The organism is Spirosoma humi, from assembly GCF_054776575.1.
On record NZ_BAAHBR010000017.1, the window covers coordinates 795029 to 816947 of the forward strand.

The window sequence follows — 21919 nt, forward strand, 5'->3', positions numbered from 1 at the left end:
TTATTCGTTACGTAAACTCTTTACCGGGTTCATCAGGGCCGCTTTGATGCTCTGGAAACTCACCGTCAGTAGGGCGATGCCCACCGCCAGCAGACCAGCCAGGGCGACAATCCACCAGGTCAGTTCCTGCCGATACTCGAATGTCTTAAGCCACTTATCAACGGCCCACCAGGCTACAGGAGTAGCTAACGCCAGGGCAATCAGGACAAGCCGAAGAAAATCAGCCGATAACAAGCCGATAATGTTTTTGATGCTGGCTCCCAGTACTTTACGGATGCCGATTTCTTTGGTTCGCTGTTCGGCGGTAAAGGCGACCAGCCCAAACAGGCCCAGGCAGGAAATTAGAATGGCCAGCACGCCGAAGTAATTGACGAGCGAACTAACCTGTTGTTCACTCCGATATAGCTTCCCGTAGGCTTCGTCCAGGAAGTGGTAGGTAAACGGATAGTTTGAATTAAATCGTTTAGTTAACTGTTCGAGGTCAGCTATGGCCTGAGCCGTTTGACCAGCACGAGTTCTTACTAAGATGTAATGGGCATATTTTGACCCAAAGCATACCACTAAAGGGCTGATTGCCTGATGCAGGGAGTTCAGATGGAAATCTTTCATCAGGCCTATTATCCGGCCTTTGCCCATCGAAAATTCGATTTCTTTGCCTACCGGGTTTTCGATTCCCATCAGCTTTGCGGTGGCCTCATTGACGAGATAATTGGATGAGTCGGCTGGACTACCTGGCCGAAAGTCGCGCCCACCGAGCAGCTTGATGTTCATGGTCCGGGTAAATTCGCCACCGACGAGCATGGCCGATACATTCGTTTCCAGCGTAGGATCCTTGCCCGCCCATGTCAAATTGCCGGCTGTTGTCCAGGTGACATTGATGGGCAGGTCGGAGGCCGCCGTAGCCGCAGCCACCGACGGCAAACGCGTTACTTCTTGCCGGAATACCTCTGCATTCTTGGCGTTAGCGATTTCGCCTTCCATGGGCACATAGACCACATTTTCCCGGTCGAGACCAAGATGCTTGCGCTGTAAGTAATTCATTTGCCTGCCCACCGCCAACATGCCGACAATCAGAAAAACGGACAGCGCAAACTGAACGACCACCAAAACTCGACGGAATGTTGCCGGACCTGAACCAAACTGTAAATTCCCTTTAAGGATTCGAACGGCCTTTAATCCCGATAGAAATAGCGCCGGGTAACTGCCCGACAGAAAGCCCGTAAACATGACCAGGCCAGTTAGGCCCAGCCAAAGTACAGGCGTCGACAAACTGAGCGCTATCTGTTTGTCAAATACCTGGTTAAATGTGGGCAATACCAGCCAAACCAACCCCACGGCCAGCACAGCCGCCAGCAGACTTGTCAGCAGCGATTCGCTCAAAAACTGGCCGATCAATGCCGGGCGCATGGCCCCCACAACCTTCCGTACACCTACCTCCCTGGCGCGGGTAGATGACCGGGCTGTTGCTAAATTCATAAAGTTGATACAGGCGATCAGTAGGATGAATAGCGCAACTATGGAGAAGATACGGACATACTCAATGCCACCGCCCACTACCTTGCCGTTCTTATACTCCGAGTACAGATGCACATCCGTCATCGGGTGCAGAATGGGGTATTGTACGACGTCAGCATCACCCGGTCGTTTGGCATGACGCGGATACATGTTCTTCATAGCCGCTTCTGCCTGGGTAGCGGTTGTGTTTGGTTTCAGACGGAGGTAGGTCAGAAACGAATTATTTCCCCAGTTTTCCATCCACTCTTTCTCCTGCACTTTCCAGTTGACCATCCATTCGAACTGGATCGTTGAGTTGGCTGGGATATTTTCAATAACGGCCCCCACTTTATAAAATTTATCATTATCGAGTTGGAGCACTTTGCCCCGTGCCTGGCCCTGCGGAAAGAATTTTTCCGCCAATTTTTGGGTAATAACAATTTGGTCAGGTTGCGCCAGGGCTGTCTTTGGATCACCGTCTATGGCGGGCAGTTCGAAGACACGGAAGAAGTCGGCTGTTGCGTAACGGCCGAATTCCTTGGTCGCTTTCTCACCAACTTTAATGAGCGTTTCGCCACCCCAGTTGGTTTTCGTGGCGGCAGCCACCTGGGGTATCTCGCTGGCGATGGCTTCCTGTAAGGGCCCAGGCGTTGCATAGTTGGTACCGACTTCCCCTTTGTATTCCGCCTGTACACGCACGAAGAAAACGCGTTCTACATCCGGTAAGAAGCGATCATAATTTAGTTCTTCGTGTACCCATAAACCGATGAGTAGGGCACAGGCCATACCCAGGGCCAGCCCGAAAATGTTGATACCTGTGTAGAGTTTGTTCTTGGCCAGGTTCCGCCAGGCGATTTTGAAATAATTTCGGATCATATCAGGGTTTAGGGAAAAGGGTATAGCATAATCGCTTGCCGATTGGGAGCTGGCCAGCGGCCGCAGTAGTTTTAATGCACTCAGGCAGTAGCGCCAGTCGGCCCGCCGTTTGCCCTGGGTCTCGACCCAATACGCGTACAGTTCGAGCAGGTCTCCCTGCACTTCTTCGGCCGTATTGGGGTCACCCCACCAGATCAGGAGTTGGGTGGCCCAGCGCGGTCCGCCGGGTCGGGGCGGCCGGGATGACGGGTCTCCGACATGTTGGAGGTGGTTTGGCTTTTCCATGGCTGCCTTAGGGTCAGTTGCCCATCAGTTGTAATGTCTGAGGAGGCAAGGCACTCCACAACTCCTCCCGGATTTGCTTGACTTCCTGCAAGGCTCTCCGTCCGGAGGCCGTAACCGTAAAAAAACGCTTTCGGCGCCCACCGCGCTCCGCCGTAGCTCCGCCCATCATTGACGTTAGAAAGCCCTTTTCGGCCAGGCGCTGCAGAGTGGTATGAACAGTGCTGAACCCAACAGAACGCCCCGTTTTCTGCTCGATCTCCTGAGTGATAGTAACGCCATAAGCACTTTCATCCAGCACCGCAACGGTGAGCAGAACGATCTCTTCAAACTCGCCTAAAAAAGCCCGTTTCATAGCAGGGAATTATTTTATACGATTATGTCGATCAAATGCGGTGCCAACCTGAGAGAAGTCATCATACCGCGCTCTGGAAGCATTTTTGCCAGAATAGGTAATTGGTCCGGTGTCCGCTATTGGACACTGGACGTACTGAAACGGACAAGGCCATCCGCGCGGATGGCCTTGTTGATGACAGAGGCATAAGTTGATATTTTTGCGTTTTTAGACCCTGTCGAGATCGCGGTGGCCAGTTGACCCGCTCATAGAGCCAAACAGAACTGGTCAATTCAGGATGGCCTATCCTTACTCGATGTGTTGTTTACTCCGCATTTTTCAGGGCTTCTGATAGGTGCACATGAGCGATTTTCCAGCTTTGCACACCAACAGCCACGACGGCCGTGGCAAATACCAGCGCGTTGGCGATGACAAACGGTAGCAGGCCCGGTCGGAACGGCCCCGTAAATTGCTCCGCGTTTTGTAAGACTACCTTGACACCCACATAACAGACGACGTTGGCAAGCAGGCTGGCTATGCAGAGCAACAGAATGAACTCGCGATTCACCAGCACGATGATCTGCGACACGGTAGCACCCAGCACTTTTCGGACACTCACTTCTTTTACCCGACGCACGAAATGCTGCGTAGCCAACCCGTACAGACCCATGCAGGCAATTAGTAAAGCCAGTCCGGCAATGTAGCCAAAACTAATAGCTAACTTCTCGATGGAAGTGTAGAACGAATCGAACACATCTTTCTGGTAAAAGTACGATGCCGTTGAGTGGGGAAAATTCGCTTTCCATATTCGCTCTATATCGGCGGCTACCTTAGGTCCGCTCCCCGGCTCGACTTTTACAAGTAGATACTGAAACTGAGGCACGGCTGCGGTTCGGAATAAAGCGGGCCGTGCTGCTCCCGATCCATACAACTTAAAATCATTGACAATGCCCGCGACTGTTACTAACTGACTGTCGAGCCGCATGGCCTTCCCAATCACGGGCTCTTTCAGGCCGTGTTGCCGCCTGAAGGTTTCGTTTATCAGAACCGACTCCGCATTATGATCGGTTTGCGCTGCATTGAAGAGCTGCCCTTTTACTAGCTCCAGTCCCAGAGTTTGCAGGTAATCAGGACCTACCGCGTAAACGATCGTTCGTTTTTCTTTACCGTCTATCCAAATCTCGCGAAAATCCATCGACTCGCCGACATGTGTTTCGGCACCAGCCACTGCCCGCACTGATGCGTTGGACCGGAGTTCGTTTTTCAGGATTGCGTACTGAGTACTGTCCGTCAGGCGAACGGCCAGCGTGTGGTCGGGGTTGTAGCCCCAGTACATTTGCTTCCATTGCAAGCCCGCGCCAGGTACCACCACACCAATGATAACGGCTACGAACGCCAGTGCAAACTGGCCTACCAGCAGCACCCGCCCAACAGTTCGCTTCGTCCCAAATTGCTGCTTGCCCGCAAACACGACGATAGGTCGGAATGCCGACACGTACAGAGCCGGATAGGCGCCCGACGCAACGGCCGTGAAGAGCAGAATACCTACCAGAAATACCCATAACGATACATTCTGGCTGAAGGATAACGAGATGGTCATAACCATGACGTCGTTGAAGAGCGGAACCAGAAACACGCTCGTTACGACTAGCCCCAGCGTAAGCGCGATAGCACAAAGTAGTATATTTTCGACCATGAACTGCACGATCAGTTGCTGACGGGTACCGCCCAGTACCTTCCGCATACCAATTTCTTTCAGGCGTTTGGTAACGCCCCCCAGGGAAATATTCACGTAATTGATACATGAAACGGCCATCATAACCAGTGCCATTGTCGAGAACAGAATCGTTGCCAGGGGGTCGTTGGCTTCGGCAGGCCGCCGGTATACGGTGTGGGCATTTGGTGCGGGGTTGCGGAGGTTATCGAAGACAAACGACTCGATAGGCTTTTCGGGGTTCCGGGCATTGTATCGGGCCACGTAGGGGGTCAGTTGTCCGGCTAACTTTGTCATGTCGGTCTTTTGATTCACCTCCACAAAAACGGCCCGGATATGCGTACGCCAGTCCTGATTTTTGAGGGCTGAGTGAACCGGGTGGTAGCCCGTCAGCAGGTCGAAACGAATGCCGGCGTTGTTCGGGAACGCCCTGGCTACGCCACGCACGACAAACTGTTTTTGTTCGTGGTTGCCCGTGGTGACTGTAAATGGCTGGCCAATAGGGATCTGTCCGGGAAAATACTTTTCGGCTAGATCGTGGCTCAGAATTAGGGCGGTGGGGTTGCTGAGGGCGGTCGAGTCGCCGTATTCCAGCGGAAAGGTAAAAACCCGGAAGAAATTGGAATCGGCGTAGGTGATCGTCTCTTCGATGATGCTCTCTTTGTAAAACACCGTCACTCCCTCGTGCTCTACCCGGACGGTTTGCTTAATCTGCGGAAAATCGGTAGCTAAAGCGGCTGCAATAGGCGCGGGTGCATCGCCGAACGTCCGCAATTCAGATTCATCTTTCTGGGTATATTCGACCATGAAAATTCGGTCGCCGTTGGTATGAAAATTGTCGAGAGTCCAGAAGTTTTTCAAAATCAGAAACACGGCAATGCTACAGGCAACCGCAATGGACAGGCCCACTATATTGATAAACGAAGCCGTTCTGTTGGCGATCAGATTTCGCCATGCGATGGTAAAGTAGGTACGAATCATATCGGGATGTAAATGAAAAAGGGCTGGCTGATCCGACGCTGGGTATTCGTTTGGTATTCGTCGGATCATGGATGGCCGCATCAGGCTGAGCACATCGCGGACGTAGCGCCCCCGCGCTCGACGCAGCCCCACCGACCGGACCCGCTCCTGGAACAGCTCGTCCAGGTCGCCTTCCAGTTCTTCTACCCGGTGCGGGGCGCACAACCAGCGCAGCAGCCTCGTGGCCCAGCGGGGTGGATTGGCAACAGGTTTCATACTTATTCGGCCCGCAGGCTTTTGACCGGGTTCATCAGGGCGGCTTTAATACTTTGGTAGCTTATGGTTAATAGAGTCACCAGTAAGGCACCGGCACCCGCGCTCGCAAAAATCCACCACGACAGTTCGGTTCGGTACTGATAGTTCTGGAGCCAGTCTGATAAAACATAGTAGGCAATAGGGGTCGCCAGGCAGAAGGCAGCAAGCACCAGTAAGACAAACTCTTTCGAGAGCAGCTGCCAGACGTTGAACACCGAGGCTCCCAGCACTTTCCGAATGCCAATTTCTTTGGTCCGTTGCTCGGCCATGAACGATGCTAGTCCAAATAAACCCAGACAACTAATCAGAATGGCTAGAATGGTAAAGCCTCCTGCCAATCGACCAATCCGCTCTTCGGTTCCGAATTTCCGGTCATACTGGTCATCTACGAATTTGTAGTCGAAAGGAGCATCGGGGCTATATGTTTTGACTACCTGTTCTACTTTTGCCAAGGCTTCATGGGTTGATAGCTGCGGGGCAAGGCGTAAGTTAATCGTATTGACGTTCTGGTAATTAATCGCAAAAAAAGACGGAGTGGCGGGCTTGAACGGATCTTCTTTCACCATGTCCTTGATGACACCAATCACGGTATATTCCCTGTCATCTTTCAGAACGATTTCGCCAATCGGCCGTTTGAAGCCCATCAGTTTTACGGCTGCTTCGTTCAAGATCATCGAGGTGCTGTCTGTCGGAAAATTCCGGGAGAAATCCCGCCCTTCCTTTACCTGCCAGCCAACCGTGCTGCCGAAGTCGTGCGTTACATAATTCGACATCACCAGCGGCTTGCTACCCCTTTTTTTGCCTCTCCACGAAATGGCAGTTGTGCCATCGTACTGCACCGTCACCGAATTCGCCGATTCCGACATATTGGTCACGGCCCCTGTAGTAAGCAGATCATTGCGCAGGGCCATGTAATGCCCGAGCAGTTCGGGGGTGCTCATCGGGACCTCGATCAAATGACTGCGGTTATACCCTACGGGGCGATTTTTAGCGTGTTCGATCTGGCGGAATATGATGATGGTGCCGATGATGAGTGTAACGGAAACCGTAAACTGAAAACCGACCAGCACTCGGCGTGGAATAGTGGCCGAACGACTGGTACGCATGATACCTTTGAGCACTTTGATGGGCTGAAACGAGGATAAATACAAGGCTGGATAACTACCCGCGATCAAAGCCGTTAGTAGACTGAAACCTAGTCCGGCCAGCCAGAACAGCGGATTAGTCCACAACATGACTATTTTTTTCTCGGCTACCTGATTGAAAAACGGTAAGGTAAGTTGTACGAACAGAATAGCCAGCACAAAAGCTAACATAGCCATCAGCAGTGATTCGCTGAAAAACTGCGTAATCAGTTGACTCCGCAACGACCCAATCGCTTTCCGAATACCGACTTCCTTAGCACGTTTCTCACTTCGGGCGGTACTCAGGTTCATGAAATTAATGCAGGCCAGTAGCAGCACAATGAGGCCGATGCTACCGAACAACCAGACAAACGTGATGAAACCGCCTGTATTGACACCATCTTTAAAATCCGAATACAGATGCCATTTGCTCATTGGATGTAGAAAAAACTCAGGTTTGTATCCCGGTGGATTATCCCGCTTCATCCGAATATCCTTGATTTTAGCCGATACCTGATTGACGTCGGCACCCGGTTTGAGCTGGGCGAAAATCTGGTACGAGTTAGAATCCCATTGATCCTGGTCGCGCTTGGCCGCATCATCGTTGGCGGCAAAGAATTTCCAGGGAATCAGAAACAGTACGTCGCTGAACGTATTGTTGGCCGGAAAATCTTTATAAACACCCGTCACCTTCACCGTTTGTTTATTGTCCAGTTTGACTAGCTTATTGACCGGGTTTTCGGCTCCGAATATGGCCTTGGCGAGTGATTCAGACAGGAGAATCGAATTGACATCATTGGCCCCAAACGACGTACCTGATAGGATAGTCGGCGACAGCATCCTGATAAGATCTGGCTCGACATAATTGCCCGTTTTCAGTAGCTTTTGTTCTCCGGTTGCCAGAATAACAGTACGCGTTACCGACAAACCAACCGATTCGAAATCAGGGTATTTACTTCGTAATTCCTGCGCTAACGGAATGGGCAGCACATCATAGGACGCTTTCTCGACATCGAACTTGACAAACTGCCAGAGCTTGGCAATTCGGTCGTAGTTTTTGTTGCTTCTGTCGAAGGACAGTTCATCATAAATCCAGAGGCCAATGAGCATGGCCACCGCCATACCCGACGCTAGCCCAACGATGTTGATGAATGAATACACCCGGCTCCTAATCAGGTTTCTAAAAGCGATGGTCAAGTAGTTTCGTAACATGAGTGGACTCAGGAAGAAAAGTGATGGATAATTGTTGGCTTTTCGTTTCATCAGCGAAGGCCGCAGTAAGCTCAGCACGTCGCGTACGTATCGCCAGCGGGCTTTTTGTAGCCCTACTGATTTGGCTCGCTCCTGGAACAGTTCATCCAGGTCACCTTCCAGTTCTTCTACCCGGTGCGGGGCGCACAACCAGCGCAACAGGCGCGTGGACCAGCGGGGTGGCTGTGGTCTGGTGGACTTGCTCATGACCAGGCTGTTCCAGGAATGGCGTCCCACATTTGATTGCGCACCTGACGAATCTCCTCCAGGGCCCGGCGGCCGTAGGCGGTCACCGAATAAAGCCGTTTCCGACGCCCGCCCCGCTCGGGTGTTACGCCACCCATCTCTGATTTGACCAGGCCTTTCTCCTGAAGCCGGTTGAGTGCCGAATGCACAGCCCCCAGATTGACCGGCCGATTCATCTGCTGCTCAATCTCTGAAACGACCGCTGCCCCATACGCATCGCCCGACTGGATAGCGACGGCCAGTAAAACGACTTCTTCAAACTCGCCTAAGTACGTTCCTTTCATCAGAATTCATTAGTTGTGTATATGTATAACAAATGCCTCGCCAAATCAAAAAAAGAGTCAATCCGCTCAGGAATGGCTCTTTTTTGTAAATTAACCGGAACGCTATTGTCCAGAATCGGACATTTTTTGTACGCTTCTGGACAATGGATTTTTTGCTGAACGGCAGCTTTTATAGATCACAAAACCAAATGTAAAAACTCACATTTCCAAATGTAAAAATTTACGCTTTGTTCAAATTGTACTTAAATGAGATATAAGCCATTTTGAAATGTGGATAACTTTCGGTCTAAAAAGTGGTCAAAATCTCACTTTTTGCCTGTAGGTGCGAGGTCGTCAACTGAGTTAGACGATCTTTTTTTGATCTGCTTAACTAAGAGAAATACTCTATAAGAGCTTAAAACGCATATATTCGCTTCCGTCTTTTTGCATGACCTAAGTAGTAGGCTATACATATCGATGATCAAGAAAATGGCAGTCTGGACAATTGGAATTGGCCTTGTGGTGTTAATTACAGGCATATTGATGTTGGGGTACTCACAAAAAGGGGTTTCTAGCATAAAACCTGTACACTGGATTGCAATTGTTGTAGTTGTAGGAGGGGTAGCAACCTTATTTAAGGAAATTGGCTCATCAGAAAATACCAAGTCAATTAAAGAGACTGGGGAGAAAACGCATAATGAAGTACTGGGATTGAAACATCAGAATGAAGAATTGAAAATTCAAAATGATGATTTACAGTCAAAAATCAATAAGCAAGAAAAAGTTATAGATAAATTTAGACAGGAGAATAATGAATTAGCTTCAAAGCTATCCCAACAAGTTCTTAGAGCTTATAATTACACTACTGGTGGAGATGAGCCACGTAAAAATTACCCATTTATAAAAATTTGGGAGAAATCTTATGAAAAGGAAATTGTGGCATATCTTGAAGGGGGAGAAAAATATCCTATATATGACATTCGAGTTAGAATCACTTACCTTCCTCAGGTGCTAGAAGTAGAATCAATAGATGCGAATGGAGTTAAAAAAATGACGAGTGGATTCCCAATTGAATATAATTTTCGTGAAAATGAGATAGCTCAAAACAGAGAAATTACACTGGGTTGGTTTAAAGTCCCACATGTAGAAAAGTACGCTTTATTAATTGAAATTTCTTCAAGGACAGGAACCTGGATTCAAGATTACGAGGTAACAAATTCACACGACAAGACTAAACCTTTAGTAGAAAATCACCATATTATATCAAAAATATACGAAGGAACATTAGAAAATTCCCAAAAAAGAATATTGATTGGTGAGTATGATAGTATAAAAGATGGTAGAGCTATCCATTTTAAAAAAAAACCTGATATTACAAAGGATTAAAAATGAAAGCTATTGAATTTCACTTATCTGAAAATACAGGGTACTAAGGTTAACAATCAGTATATTAACATAGCCATAATTGTAACGCTATGCAGCAATTCACCCTTGATGAACTGCGAATGCTGGCGTGTGCTGTACCAACAGCACACGCATTGCCCGACAAAATCTATAAGCCGCTAAAGGAGAAAGTAACGAAAGCATTGCAAGAAGCACTATCAAAAGAAACAGTACAGTTTAAAAAGCAATCTATCTAATTATTACTATAGACATTAAAGTTGCGGCTGGTACGCCAACTATTTTAGATGAACCAGACTATTATAAAGAGTTAGACACATTTACTTTTCCGAGCTACCTTTTTAGGGGTTCGTTGGTCAGTTTGCAAGTTCGTGGAGACTCAATGCATCCAACTATTAAGCAAGGCGATTTTGTCATAGGCCGACAGACAGAACAGTTGGGCGATCTTCGTAATAGTGAGGTTTACATTATAGTTTACCAGCAAGACCACAGAGTTCATTTTACGGTAAAGCGTTGCTACTACTTTACTGGAGATGACTCTCTTTCAATACAGCCTGATAATAGCAATTATCCTTCGAGTTCAATCCCTATTTCTGGCATACTAAAGCTGTATCACGTTCAAGGTTGTCTAACTACATAATTACACCTTTTTGAACCGTCAATGAAAGGACAACTTGAACGGATAGAACGAAGGATTGACAGAATAGAAGAAAGAATTGCTAGTTGAATTTTACTAATAACCTATGTAAGCCTAATTGTAAGTCTAAATGCAAGTCTAGTCTCAAATGTAAAAATTAGACTTACATTCTATAGTTAATTGCATTTAACTCATTTCACTTGTATCTCTAATTGTATCCCTAAACCGAAATGTAAAAATTCGCGATACATTTCACCAATAAAGCACTCCTAACATGAAATCAACCCTACTTCTCCCTTGTGTATTGCTTTTTGCAGCCTGTATCTCTAAGACCGTTTCCGAGAGCGATTTAGAGGGCAAAGCCTTCCAAGCAAAGATTCAAATGGATTCTTCTATGCAAAAGAACCCTGTAGCTGTTGGATTCTTATCAATGGCTAAGATGGAGTATAGATTCAAGAACAACAATGAGGGCGTTTATCACGCTGAATTTGGCTCTATGACGAATGAAATATCCAATGACTCTTTGATGATAGAGCAGAAGGACCAAAAAAGGTTCTATTCTTTACATAAGTCTGACAATGGATACGTAATTGACGATGGTAAGACTAAAGTCAATTTGACACCCCAATAAATCGCATTTAAATGGCATTTAAGCACAAAAAAGCCTTGCAGGGCTTAAATTTTATGAATAAGAAAGAGAAGGAAGTACATAATAGATGCCATCGTACTGCCGAATGGGTTATTTGTAGGCTTAACCATCTATCAAAATTTAAGTCTCTTGAAGAAGAGAGGGAGTTTACCCCTTTGCTATACGAGTTCGTTTTTAACAATCCTGACATGGTTGGTAGCTATTATATGGAATGGTCAGAACATATGATTAAAAACGTGATTGGCCGTTTTAAAGCCTAAATCCTTTAAGGCCCGTCAAGTTTTGACGGGCTTTTACTCGCTTTTGCTTTTCAAAATCCAACCTCAATGCAAGCCAAATTCAAATCTTTACATTTGGCGATTTTTGCCCTATTTCGTAACTACCTGATTTTCAGCTTTCGGGCAAAAAATAAAAGAACACTCTTTTACATTACGAATTACCCCCTATACTTTAGCTTCTGGAAATACTAGGTTACTCAGCACTTCGTAAACTCTTGACCGGGTTCATCAACGCGGCCCGGATACTCTGGTAGCTGACCGTGAGCAGGGCAATGGCTAGGGCCAGTAGACCTGATACCGCAAAGACCCACCACTGAATGTCAATCCGGTAGGCGAAGTCCTGCAACCACCGATTCATGGTATACCAGGCTATGGGAACGGCGATGACAATGGCGATCAGAACCAGTTTGACGAAATCCCTGGCCAGTAGCTGGATGATGCCGATTATGCTGGCACCCAGCACTTTCCGGACGCCAATCTCGCGAGTGCGTACCTGAGCGGTATAGGTGGCCAGACCGAATAAACCCAGGCAGGAAATGAGGATGGCGATGGTCGAGAAAATATTGAACAGCAGCCCCGATTGCTCCTCCGACTTGTACAGGTTATTGAAGGAGTCGTTCAGGAACGTATAGTCAAACGGATATTCTGAATTATATTGTTTCCACGAACGTTGGGCGGCTGCAACTGCCTGGCTGGCATCATTGCCCGTTGTTTTGATGTAAATGGCCTGCATCTGCTCGGGGCTGTAGTCGAAAATAACCGGCTCTATTTTCTGACGCATCGATTCAAAATGAAAATCGTTGACAACGCCGATAATCGTTCCGGTACGCTTCCATAGCCTGAATCGTTTGCCAATCGGGTCCTTGATGCGGGCCGTTTTTACGGCGGTTTCATTCAGAATAAAATGCAGCGAATCGGCAACGGCACCCGTAAAATTAGTGCCCTGTACCAGCTTTATCTTGAAGAACGGGATAAAATCTTTGTCGATGGCTACCGGCCGCACAAACATGGTTTCGCCCTGCTCTTTTCCATCCCATTCATTATCACCGGTTTGTCCGCCCAGGCTGACAATGTTCGAACTGGCCCGGGTGACGGCGTTCACGCCGGGCTGATTCAGTAGTTGTGCTTTTACCGCGTCGTAGTGTTGGCCCATGTCGCGCATAAAAAAGCCAAATACATGCGTTTTGTCGTACCCCAGTTCTTTGGAGCGGATGTACTGCAGTTGATTGCTGATAACGAAGGTTCCCGCAATGAGTATGACCGACACGGTAAACTGGACGACAACCAGTATTTTTCGAAAACTAGCCTCATTCAGCCCGGACGATACTTTTCCTTTCAGAGCTTTGAGGGGTTCAAACGAAGAGAGCAGCAGGGCCGGATAGATACTCGATGCGGCCAACGTTCCGATGATAGTCAGGCCAATTAACTGCCAGATGTGGTAGTCCGAAAAATCGAGGATAAGCTGTTTGCCTGAAAGCTGGTTGTAGGAAGGGAGCAGCCCGTAAATAAGGCCGATAGCCAGAGCGGCAGCGAAAGAAAAGAGCAGCGCGGTTTCGATCAGAAACTGGACGAAAAGCTGTCCGCGGGCCGCCCCCACGATCTTTCGCATGCTGATTTCTTTGGAGCGTAGCAACGAACGGGCCGTAGACAGATTAACATAGTTGATACAGGCGATCGCCAGGATAAGCAGGGCAATGATGGAAAACATCCTGACCGTTTCAATACCCCCCTCCGAGCCATCCGCTTTGTAAAGGTGCATGTCGGGCAGGGGCTGAAGCAGGTACGTTAGGTCGGTATCGTCGGGCTTGTTGCGGAGGTGAATCGTGCGTAATTGACTGGTCAGACGGCTAGTGGAAGCACCCGGCTGGAGCAGCAAATAGGTGGTGTAGTTGAAATTGCCAAAGTCGTTATTTTGGTTTCGACCATCTGTACTATTCTGATACATTGTTTCGAACAGTAACGAAAGCGGCAGGATCATGTCGGCCTGAATACTCGAATTTTTGGGAAAGTCCGCCGTAATGCCGCTCACCTTAAAGGCATTCCCCTTCCCAACAACGAGGACTTTCCCGAGTGGGTTTTCGTCGCCGAAATAGCGCCTGGCGGTGCTTTCTGTCAGCACAATCGAGTGATTATCCGGGAAAGGCTTTGCTGGGTTTCCCTGTTTGAGCGCGAAGTCGAACACGGAGAACAAGCTCGGATCGGCGAACAGGGTGTGTTCCTCATTGATGGTTTTATTTTTGTATTTAAACAGCGTGTAGGTGCCGTTGTACGATAACCGAACGCCGTCTTTTATATCTGGCAGTTCTTTTTTGCCAAGCTCGGCAATGGGAGCAACGGTCGATGTCCAGATTTGACGGCTGTTGCCTGTGCCAGCCCAGTTTTCGAGCCGGTATATAGTTGTCGCCTGATGGTGAAACCGGTCGAAGCTTAGTTCATCCTGGACCCAAAGCAGGATCAGAATACCCACGGCTAAGCCCGCGGTCAGGCCTGCCATGTTGATCAGCGAATAGAATCGGTTGTTCAAGAGGCTGCGCCAGGCGATTTTTATGTAATTACGTAGCATAACAAAGGATAATAAGAAGGTAGTTGAGTTCTGTTTTTCCGGGTGCTGGATGGCGAATGGCCATCCGGCCCGGGACCGTCCAGGCCGTGGCCTAATAAATCCCAGCACGTCCCACCAGTAGCGCCAACGGGCCCGTGCTTCCCCAATTCGCCTGACCTGCCAGACAAACTCCTCGTGCAGATCGCCCTGCACTTCTTCTAGTCGGTGGGGAGCACAAAAGAGCCTGAGTAAACGATCGGCGAAACGGGGCGGGGTAGGGGCGTTGCTCATAAACTGATAGCCGGGTTGAGTGGGTTTGGCAACCGGTTCCACAGCGTGACCCGCACCTCCTGAATTTCCTGCAACGTCCGACGTCCGTAGGCGGTTACCGTAAACAATCGCTTCCGGCGACCACCACGCTCAGCCGTGGGTTCTCCCATGTCTGATTTCAGCATGCCTTTGTCTTCCAGCCGCTGTAAGGCCGCGTGAATTTGATTCAACCGCACCGAGCGACCGGTCTGTTCAATGATTTCGTGGGTGAGCGCCACGCCATACGCCTGCCCTTCCAGCACGGCAACGGTGAGGAGAACGATCTCTTCAAACTCGCCCAGGTAGGTCCGTTTCATGGGGTTTAATTAGTTCTATATTTGCTGATCAAATGCCTTGCCAGAACTAATAGAGTACTTTCTGAGAGTAGAAATCGGGTTTTGGCTGAAGTGCAGGTGTCGTGAATGTCCGATTCTGGACATCGGCCCGTCCTGAACCGGACGCTGGCGACTGGGTTGACATCCTTTTTAAAAACACCGTTGGCTGTAAACGACACATCGCGGTGGGTAAAGTTGGTACTACCTGTCCTTTAGTGCAGGAACATATCATTCCTTTTCCATGACATCCTCAATAAAATCGCTGATCTGCGGGGCGCTCCTGATGCTGAATGTACTCCCGTTGCTGGCTCAGAAAGGGCCGGAAGATAAAGCGGGCTGGAAACTCGGTTCTCAGGCCTATTCGTTTCGTTTGTTCCCTTTCGCGGAAGCCCTACGGAAAATCGATAGTTGTGGGCTTAAATACGTTGAGGCATACCCCGGCCAGGTTATCGGGGCTGGTTTGGAGGGTAAAATGGACTTCAACATGAGTGCCTCTACCCGGCAGGCGGTTAAAAAGCTGATCAAAGACCGTGGGCTTACGGTGGTGGCGTATGGCGTTGTCAGCCCAAAAACTGATGAAGATTGGAAGAATGTATTCGAATTTGCGAAGGACATGGGTATCCTGAACATTAACTCGGAGCCAACGCCGGAGCAAATGCCACTGGTGCGGAAACTGGCCGACCAGTACAAAATTAACGTGGCGCTCCACAATCACCCCAAACCGTCACGGTACTGGCATCCCGATACGGTGCTGGCCGCCATTGGCGGGAGCAAATACGTTGGTTCCTGCTCCGACATTGGTCACTGGGTGCGTTCGGGCCTGAATCCGGTCGAGTGTTTGAAAAAACTGAACGGCCACGTGCTGGGTATGCACTTTAAGGACGTGAAAAGGGATACGCCGGAGGGGAAATACCACGACGTTATCTGGGGCACGGGCGATTGCAACGTTGAGCAGGTCATTGCCGAACTGAAGCGTCAGCATTTCAAAGGCCCGATCTCCGCCGAGTATGAGTACCACTGGGAAAACAACGGTCCCGAAATTGCCGAAAGCGTTACCAATTTCCGGGAAATTTATAACCGGGTGAAGTAGAGACGCATACTGGCGTCTCACATGCGTCAGCAATACGGATGTATGGATTTCTATGCTTGTTGCTGACGCATAGGAGACGCCAGTATGCGTCTCTACATTATTCGGATCGCAAGCTGTTAGCCGGGTTTATCAAGGCGGCCTTCACGCTTTGGAACCCTATGGTTAACAGCGCGATACCGACAGCCAGAACGCCGGCGAGGGCAAAGACCCACCAGCTGAAGTCAACTTTGTAGGCAAAGTCCTTTAGCCATTGGTTCATCGCCCACCATGCTATGGGCGAAGCCAGCGCCAAGGCCACGATCACCAACTTCAGAAAGTCTTTGGACAGCAGAGCAACAATACTGCCCACCGATGCACCCAGCACTTTTCGAACACCAATTTCTTTGGTCCGTTGCTGGGCCATAAAGGTTGCCAGGCCAAACAGACCCATGCACGAGATGAGAATGGCAATGGCCGTGGCGGTATTAACGAGCTGGGCCGTTTTCTGCTCTTTCTCGTAGAGTTTGGCAATGGAATCGTCCAGAAATGTATAGTCAAATTTATTGTCGGGGTAGACGGTCTTCCACTGTTGTTCCATACGGGCCAGTGTCGCCTTTACATCGCTGATCTGGTGACCTTTGGTGGCCAGCTTGACCCCAATATTCCGCGATCGCTGTGGCATATAACCGATAAACACGGGTCCGATCTTTTCGTGAAACGATTGTTCGTGAAAATCAGCTACTACCCCGACAATTGGGTACTTTTTGTCCTGAAAGCCAATTAGTTGATTCAGGGCGTCGGCTGGTTTCCTGAAGCCAAGGGCTTTGGCGTAGGTCTCATTGATGACAAATTCCCGGAGCGAGTCGCTCTTTGCATAATTTCGACCGGCTACCAGGCGCAACTGATACAGGGGAATGAAATTTTCGTCGCCTATTTTGGCCGACACGTCCATCTCCACCTCTTTTTTACCCTGGTATTTCAGTTTGGTCACCATGAAGGACGAACCCATGGGGGGAAACCATTCCATCGTAACGCGCTCGACGCCCGCGAGTTGCTTTAGTTTCTGCGCCAGTACCAATCCCTTTTCATCGCGACCGGGATGGATGGAAATAATGGCATTCGTTGAAAAGCCCCGGTCCTTATTGCGCATAAAATTGAGCTGTCGACTGACCATCATCGTGCCAATAATAAACACCAGCGAAACGGTAAACTGAAACACAATCAGCCCCTTTCGGAAATAGCCCTTCTGCCCGTTTTTGTGCGCTGTCTGTCCTTTCAGCGTGATCGCCGGAACGTAGGACGAAAGTACCCAGGAGGGGTAAAAACCCGCCAGAAGTGACGTAATCACCGTAACTGCCAGTAGGAAGGCCAGCGTCTGCCAGCTGAATAAATCGAACGTCAGGCCCTGGGGCGTCAGGGATTGAAAAGCAATAAGAATCGGCTTAACGAGCGCCAGCGAAAGGATGACGGCCACAATGGTTAGCAACGTTGTTTCGCTCAGGAACTGAAAAATCAGATTGGATCGGCTACTCCCCATCACTTTTCGAATGCCGGTTTCCTTTGCCCGTTGCGCCGACTGCGCTGTCGCTAAGTTGATGAAATTGATGGCGGCAATCAGCAGAATAAAGGCGGCAATGGCCATCAGGCCGTAAAGCGTTGGCAAGTGGGCCTTCCGGGAATAATTATCATCGTACGCATCGTTGAAATGAAGGTCGGACAGGGGTTGTAAAGCAGGCGTAAAGGAAAGCTCCATCCCTTTCGTGAAATGGGCTTTGCCAAAACGCTGGAACTGCGCAGTGAGTTGGGCGGGTGTTGTTCCTGCTGGCAGTTTGACAAACGCCTGCGAAGCCGACCAAAGGTCGCTCCATTGGTTCAGGTCTATGCTCTGTTTGAGCTGGCTCGCCTGAATCGTGGCAAAGGAAATGAAATCAGTAAAGACAAAATCGCTTGGTTGTGCCCAGTCGTTTACGATACCTGTCACACGCATGCGCACAGAATCCTGATAGATGACCTCCCGGCCAATCATTTGCTCAACGGGTAGTTCGCCAAAATACAAATGGGCTTTCCGTTTGGACAGAACCAGGTCAAACGGCTCCCTCAACGCGGTTTTAGGGTTGCCGGCCAGCCACTGGTACGTGAATATGTCGAAGTACTGCGGCTCGACCACCACAATCTCATCGTGCTTGCTGCCCTCAAATCGCTTCGGCTTTTCCTTCCCGTTCGGGACCAGCACCTCAGACGAGATATTGTGAAACGCGGTTACCGTTTCCAGACCCATGATCTCTTTTCGGATGGCTGCCGGAACGGCATTCGGGACGAACCCCACCGGATGTTTCTCGCCCGTTTTGCCGTATTGGGCTTCGCCCACCAACCGGTAAATTCGCTCACCGTTCGGGTGAAATGCATCGTAACGCAGTTCGTAATTTGTGATCAGGTAAATGACCAGACAGGCTGTTACGCCCAGCGTAAGGCCAAACAAGTTGATAAGCGCGCTGGCCCGGTGCTTGGCCAGGTTGCGGAGCGAGATCTTGACGTAGTTGCGTATCATAAATAAACTGAGTAACCCTGGTGAAGGATGGTGAACGACGCCTGTACGTTTCAGCGCGAAGGGTCGCATGAATTGGAACACATTGATCCAGTAGCGCCGATTGGCGGTCCGGATACCGACCGCGCTCACATCCCGGATGAACCGCTCGTGCAAATCGCCCTGCACTTCCTCCAGTAAGTGGGGAGCGCAGAACCATTCGAGCAGGCGGTCGGCCCAGCGGGGTGGTTGGCCGTTGCCAGGTAATGGAGAATGATTGGTCTTCATATACTGATAGCGGGTAAGGCATTCGGAGAAATCGAATTCCACAATTGATCACGCGTGGCACGGATGTCATGCAGGGTGCGGCTACCCAGCGCCGTAACCGTAAACAGGCGCTTCCGCCGACCACCCCGTTCGGCGGTTGCTTCGCCCATGCGCGAGGCAAGCATGCCCTTCTCTTCCAGCCGATGCAGGGCCGCATGAACCGCGCTGATGCTTACCGACCGGCCCGTTTGCCGGTCCAGCTCATCGGTAATCGCTACGCCATAAGCCCCTTCGTGCAGGACCGCAACGGTCAACAGAACCACTTCTTCAAACTCACCCAGGTACGTCCGTTTCATGCCAAAAGAATAAGATTAACTTTTGTAGAACAAATGCTTTGCCAAAGCATTAAAACCGTTTTTCTGATCTGGATTGGCCTGTTTGGTCGTTTAACACGTGTCCGAAATCGTACACGGCTGTCCGAAGGTGAACAATCCGGACGGGAAGAGCGTAAGACTATGGGCGTGTGTCCGTAACTTTGCGGCCACATACAATCCTTGTCACGGCTTACGGCTACCTATTACTATGGCTCTCAAAACGCTGGTTAAAATCTCGAATGTTACGAACCTAAGCGATGCCCGATACTGTGCCGGTATGGGTGTCGACATGCTTGGCTTTTCGATGGATACGGATTCACCGGACTATGTAGAGCCAGCCAAGTTTGCTGAAATAAGGGGCTGGCTCGCTGGTGTACAGATTGTTGGCGAAACCAGATCGACAGATCCTGAAGCCATTGAGCAACTGCTGGAAACATACCAGCCCGACTTGCTACAGGTCGACGAAGCGGCTTTGCTGCCTTACCTGAGCACGCTGGGTATATCGGATAAAGAGCTCCGGTTTATTCTTCGGGTCGATGTGGCTCAGCTAACCCTCGACCAGCTTGATACCTTACTGCAGACGGGGGCTGCCAATGCCGATTATGTGTTGCTCGAGAGCAACGGTCCCGTCAATATGGAGGATGACCTGAAAACACTGCTGCAACGGCCGTCGACCCGCTATTCCATTTTGCTGGGAACGGGCATCTCTGCCGAAAACGTCCATGAGTTGCTGGCCGAATTATCGGCGATACGCGGGATCGCCTTAAGCGGAGGTATTGAAGAACAGCCCGGTAACAAAGAGTTTGGTGAGCTGATGGACATTCTCGAAGCCATAGAGGAGGAGTAAAATCCACTACTATGTATTACCTACTATCATTGAAAACATACATCCATCCATAAGCGCGTCCATTCTTCCTATTCTCCTTTCTTGGCAGGCATTCATCGGCTAGGTTTACATCGGTTTTAGACACTAGAAGCCATGAACAAACGCTTAGAACGGATTGCTGACCAGGCCCAGATTGGGGGCGTATGCGCTGGTTTAGCCGACTACTTTGGTATTGATCGCACCCTGGTGCGCGTGTTATTTGTCATCGGGATTTTTCTGCCCCATTTCCCGGCGATCATCATTTATGTTATCTTGTGGATCGCATTGCCGGAGCGTCGTTCGACAGGCGCTGTGCTTCAATCAACCGTTTACGCAAACCCTATTTTCATGAATCCTTACAATCCCAATAAACCCGCATCGCCCGACCGCAGTCTCCTTGGTGGGGGAATTTTGATTCTCCTTGGCGTCATGTTTTTGATTGACCGCTACTTCGACATTGACTTTGGCGATCTGTGGCCATTTATTCTGATTGCGATCGGTTTATGGTTGATTTTTCGGGATCGTATCCGGACGCCCTTTGACCCGAATCAGCACGATCCGTACAAAAGTGATCCGTATAAAAACGATCCTACGCACAACGACCCAACGAATCCAACCAGCGGAACACTATAAGTGACGTATGGTGTAGGGTATAGGCTGTATGATGTCCTACCGGATTCAGTGCACCTGTAGCCTACATCTTATATCCTACATCTGACAAGTCTTATGCAACGAAGAAACGGATTATTCTGGGGGATTTTTCTGCTTACGCTGGGGGTGCTTTTCCTGGCCCGGCGGGCAGGGGTTTTGGACGTCGACTGGCACTCGCTCGTGAACCTGTGGCCGGTGCTGCTGATTCTGGCCGGTGTTAATGTGATTCTCGAACGACGCGGCAATCCGGCGGCTTTTATCACCACGGTTATGCTGGCCGTCGCCGTACCCACAACCCTGTTCGGCTTTCTGTCGCACAATCGGGACCGCGATGAGTTTCATATGCGCTGGAATCACGATGATGACGACGATAACAACAACGAAAGCGATTCAGATGATGACGACGATGACAACGGTACTGCTGACCGTGATAATGAAGATGATTATCGGTCTGAACGGGATCGCCGGGATTCAGAAACCACCGAAGCGCATACCAATACGTTTTCCGAATCGATGGAAGGCGACACCCGCGAAGCTGTACTGAAGTTGTCGGGCGGAGCCGGGCGGTTTTTTATCAGTGAACCAACCTCCGAACTTATAAAAGCTGATACCAGGCAAACGGTTGGCACGTACTCGATGTCCGTGGATCGCGACGCCACGACGCACATTCCGACCATTGAACTAAAGCCGAGGGAAGAAAAACAGGATATCGACTTAAAAGACGGGAAGTTCGAAAACCGGGTCGATGTTCATCTGAACGCAACGCCGATCTGGACGATGGACGTAGCCCTGGGTGCTGGTCAGGGTGATCTGGACTTAAGTGCCTATGCCGTAAGAAGTTTGAAACTAGGCGTTGGTGCGGCTGATCTCGATTTGAAACTGGGCGCCAAAGCCGATCAGGCCGATATAAAATTGGATGTGGGTGCCGCTTCGGTTACGGTTCGTGTTCCTAAAGAAGTGGGCTGCCAGATCAAGAAAGACGGAGCCCTTAACCTGGAACAATTAGACGATTTTACCGATGTCGGTGGGGGCGAGTTTGTCAGCCCTGGTTACGACACAGCCAAAAAGAAGATGACCATCCGCTTTAATGGGGGCATCTCCCGGTTTAAAGTAATACGGTACTGAACGTGAGCACCGTACGGGCGGCCCGTACGGTGCT

General features: G+C 49.7%; 18 protein-coding genes. 9 read left to right on the plus strand and 9 right to left on the minus strand.

All coding sequences use genetic code 11. The features are described from left to right. The 5 genes from ACYU8Y_RS25475 to ACYU8Y_RS25495 form a co-directional block, all read right to left on the minus strand. The gene (locus tag ACYU8Y_RS25475; RefSeq protein ID WP_460940988.1) at window positions 1–2655 is read right to left on the minus strand and encodes an ABC transporter permease; all 2655 of its coding nucleotides are present in this window, start codon (window positions 2653–2655) and stop codon (window positions 1–3) included. A gap of 13 nt (window positions 2656–2668) precedes the next feature. Continuing rightward, complete coding sequence (locus ACYU8Y_RS25480; RefSeq protein ID WP_460940989.1) at window positions 2669–3007, minus strand: PadR family transcriptional regulator; 339 nt, start codon at window positions 3005–3007, stop codon at window positions 2669–2671. A 304-nt stretch (window positions 3008–3311) separates the two neighbouring features. Next, on the minus strand, window positions 3312–5936 hold the full coding sequence (locus tag ACYU8Y_RS25485) for an ABC transporter permease (RefSeq protein ID WP_460940990.1): 2625 nt from the start codon (window positions 5934–5936) through the stop codon (window positions 3312–3314). 2 nt (window positions 5937–5938) lie between these two features. Beyond that, window positions 5939–8557 carry an ABC transporter permease gene (locus ACYU8Y_RS25490; protein WP_460940991.1) on the minus strand — a complete coding sequence of 873 codons (2619 nt, stop codon included), beginning with the start codon at window positions 8555–8557 and terminating at the stop codon, window positions 5939–5941. Further along, window positions 8554–8880 carry a PadR family transcriptional regulator gene (locus ACYU8Y_RS25495; protein ID WP_460940992.1) on the minus strand — a complete coding sequence of 109 codons (327 nt, stop codon included), beginning with the start codon at window positions 8878–8880 and terminating at the stop codon, window positions 8554–8556. The genes ACYU8Y_RS25490 and ACYU8Y_RS25495 overlap by 4 nt, the downstream gene beginning before the upstream one ends. Window positions 8881–9336: 456 nt before the next feature. Here ACYU8Y_RS25495 and ACYU8Y_RS25500 point away from each other — a divergent pair, with 456 nt between their 5' ends. The 5 genes from ACYU8Y_RS25500 to ACYU8Y_RS25520 all read left to right on the plus strand — a co-directional run bounded on the left by ACYU8Y_RS25500 (window position 9337) and on the right by ACYU8Y_RS25520 (window position 11806). Continuing rightward, entirely contained in the window at window positions 9337–10245 is a 909-nt protein-coding gene (locus ACYU8Y_RS25500) for a hypothetical protein (protein ID WP_460940993.1), read from the plus strand. Window positions 10246–10334: 89 nt separating this feature from the next. Next, window positions 10335–10499: a hypothetical protein gene (locus ACYU8Y_RS25505; protein WP_460940994.1), complete on the plus strand. Its 165-nt coding sequence runs from the start codon at window positions 10335–10337 to the stop codon at window positions 10497–10499. Between the two features lie 14 nt (window positions 10500–10513). Beyond that, entirely contained in the window at window positions 10514–10900 is a 387-nt protein-coding gene (locus ACYU8Y_RS25510; RefSeq protein WP_460941215.1) for a S24 family peptidase, read from the plus strand. A 271-nt stretch (window positions 10901–11171) separates the two neighbouring features. Then, window positions 11172–11528: a hypothetical protein gene (locus ACYU8Y_RS25515; protein WP_460940995.1), complete on the plus strand. Its 357-nt coding sequence runs from the start codon at window positions 11172–11174 to the stop codon at window positions 11526–11528. A gap of 11 nt (window positions 11529–11539) precedes the next feature. Then, a complete protein-coding gene (locus tag ACYU8Y_RS25520; RefSeq protein WP_460940996.1) occupies window positions 11540–11806 on the plus strand; it encodes a hypothetical protein in 267 nt (88 codons plus the stop codon). 211 nt (window positions 11807–12017) lie between these two features. Here ACYU8Y_RS25520 and ACYU8Y_RS25525 read toward each other — a convergent pair whose 3' ends face one another. After that, on the minus strand, window positions 12018–14657 hold the full coding sequence (locus ACYU8Y_RS25525) for an ABC transporter permease (RefSeq protein ID WP_460940997.1): 2640 nt from the start codon (window positions 14655–14657) through the stop codon (window positions 12018–12020). Further along, complete coding sequence (locus ACYU8Y_RS25530; RefSeq protein WP_460940998.1) at window positions 14654–14992, minus strand: PadR family transcriptional regulator; 339 nt, start codon at window positions 14990–14992, stop codon at window positions 14654–14656. Before ACYU8Y_RS25530 ends, ACYU8Y_RS25525 begins: the two co-directional genes overlap by 4 nt. 259 nt (window positions 14993–15251) lie before the next feature. On the opposite strand from ACYU8Y_RS25530, the gene ACYU8Y_RS25535 reads away from it, so the two are divergent. After that, window positions 15252–16100 carry a sugar phosphate isomerase/epimerase family protein gene (locus ACYU8Y_RS25535; protein WP_460940999.1) on the plus strand — a complete coding sequence of 283 codons (849 nt, stop codon included), beginning with the start codon at window positions 15252–15254 and terminating at the stop codon, window positions 16098–16100. 97 nt (window positions 16101–16197) lie between these two features. Here ACYU8Y_RS25535 and ACYU8Y_RS25540 read toward each other — a convergent pair whose 3' ends face one another. Together ACYU8Y_RS25540 and ACYU8Y_RS25545 are read right to left on the minus strand one after the other, a co-directional pair. Then, a complete protein-coding gene (locus ACYU8Y_RS25540; protein ID WP_460941000.1) occupies window positions 16198–18891 on the minus strand; it encodes a permease prefix domain 2-containing transporter in 2694 nt (897 codons plus the stop codon). Further along, window positions 18888–19226, minus strand: coding sequence for a PadR family transcriptional regulator (locus ACYU8Y_RS25545; protein WP_460941001.1), 339 nt, complete (start codon window positions 19224–19226; stop codon window positions 18888–18890). The genes ACYU8Y_RS25540 and ACYU8Y_RS25545 overlap by 4 nt, the downstream gene beginning before the upstream one ends. 226 nt (window positions 19227–19452) lie before the next feature. On the opposite strand from ACYU8Y_RS25545, the gene trpF reads away from it, so the two are divergent. The 3 genes from trpF (at window position 19453) to ACYU8Y_RS25560 (ending at window position 21885) form a co-directional block, all read left to right on the plus strand. Then, window positions 19453–20091: a phosphoribosylanthranilate isomerase gene (trpF, locus tag ACYU8Y_RS25550; RefSeq protein ID WP_460941002.1), complete on the plus strand. Its 639-nt coding sequence runs from the start codon at window positions 19453–19455 to the stop codon at window positions 20089–20091. 132 nt (window positions 20092–20223) lie between these two features. Continuing rightward, on the plus strand, window positions 20224–20742 hold the full coding sequence (locus ACYU8Y_RS25555; protein WP_460941003.1) for a PspC domain-containing protein: 519 nt from the start codon (window positions 20224–20226) through the stop codon (window positions 20740–20742). Window positions 20743–20835: 93 nt separating this feature from the next. After that, window positions 20836–21885, plus strand: coding sequence for a LiaI-LiaF-like domain-containing protein (locus ACYU8Y_RS25560; RefSeq protein WP_460941004.1), 1050 nt, complete (start codon window positions 20836–20838; stop codon window positions 21883–21885). Window positions 21886–21919 lie beyond the last annotated feature (34 nt).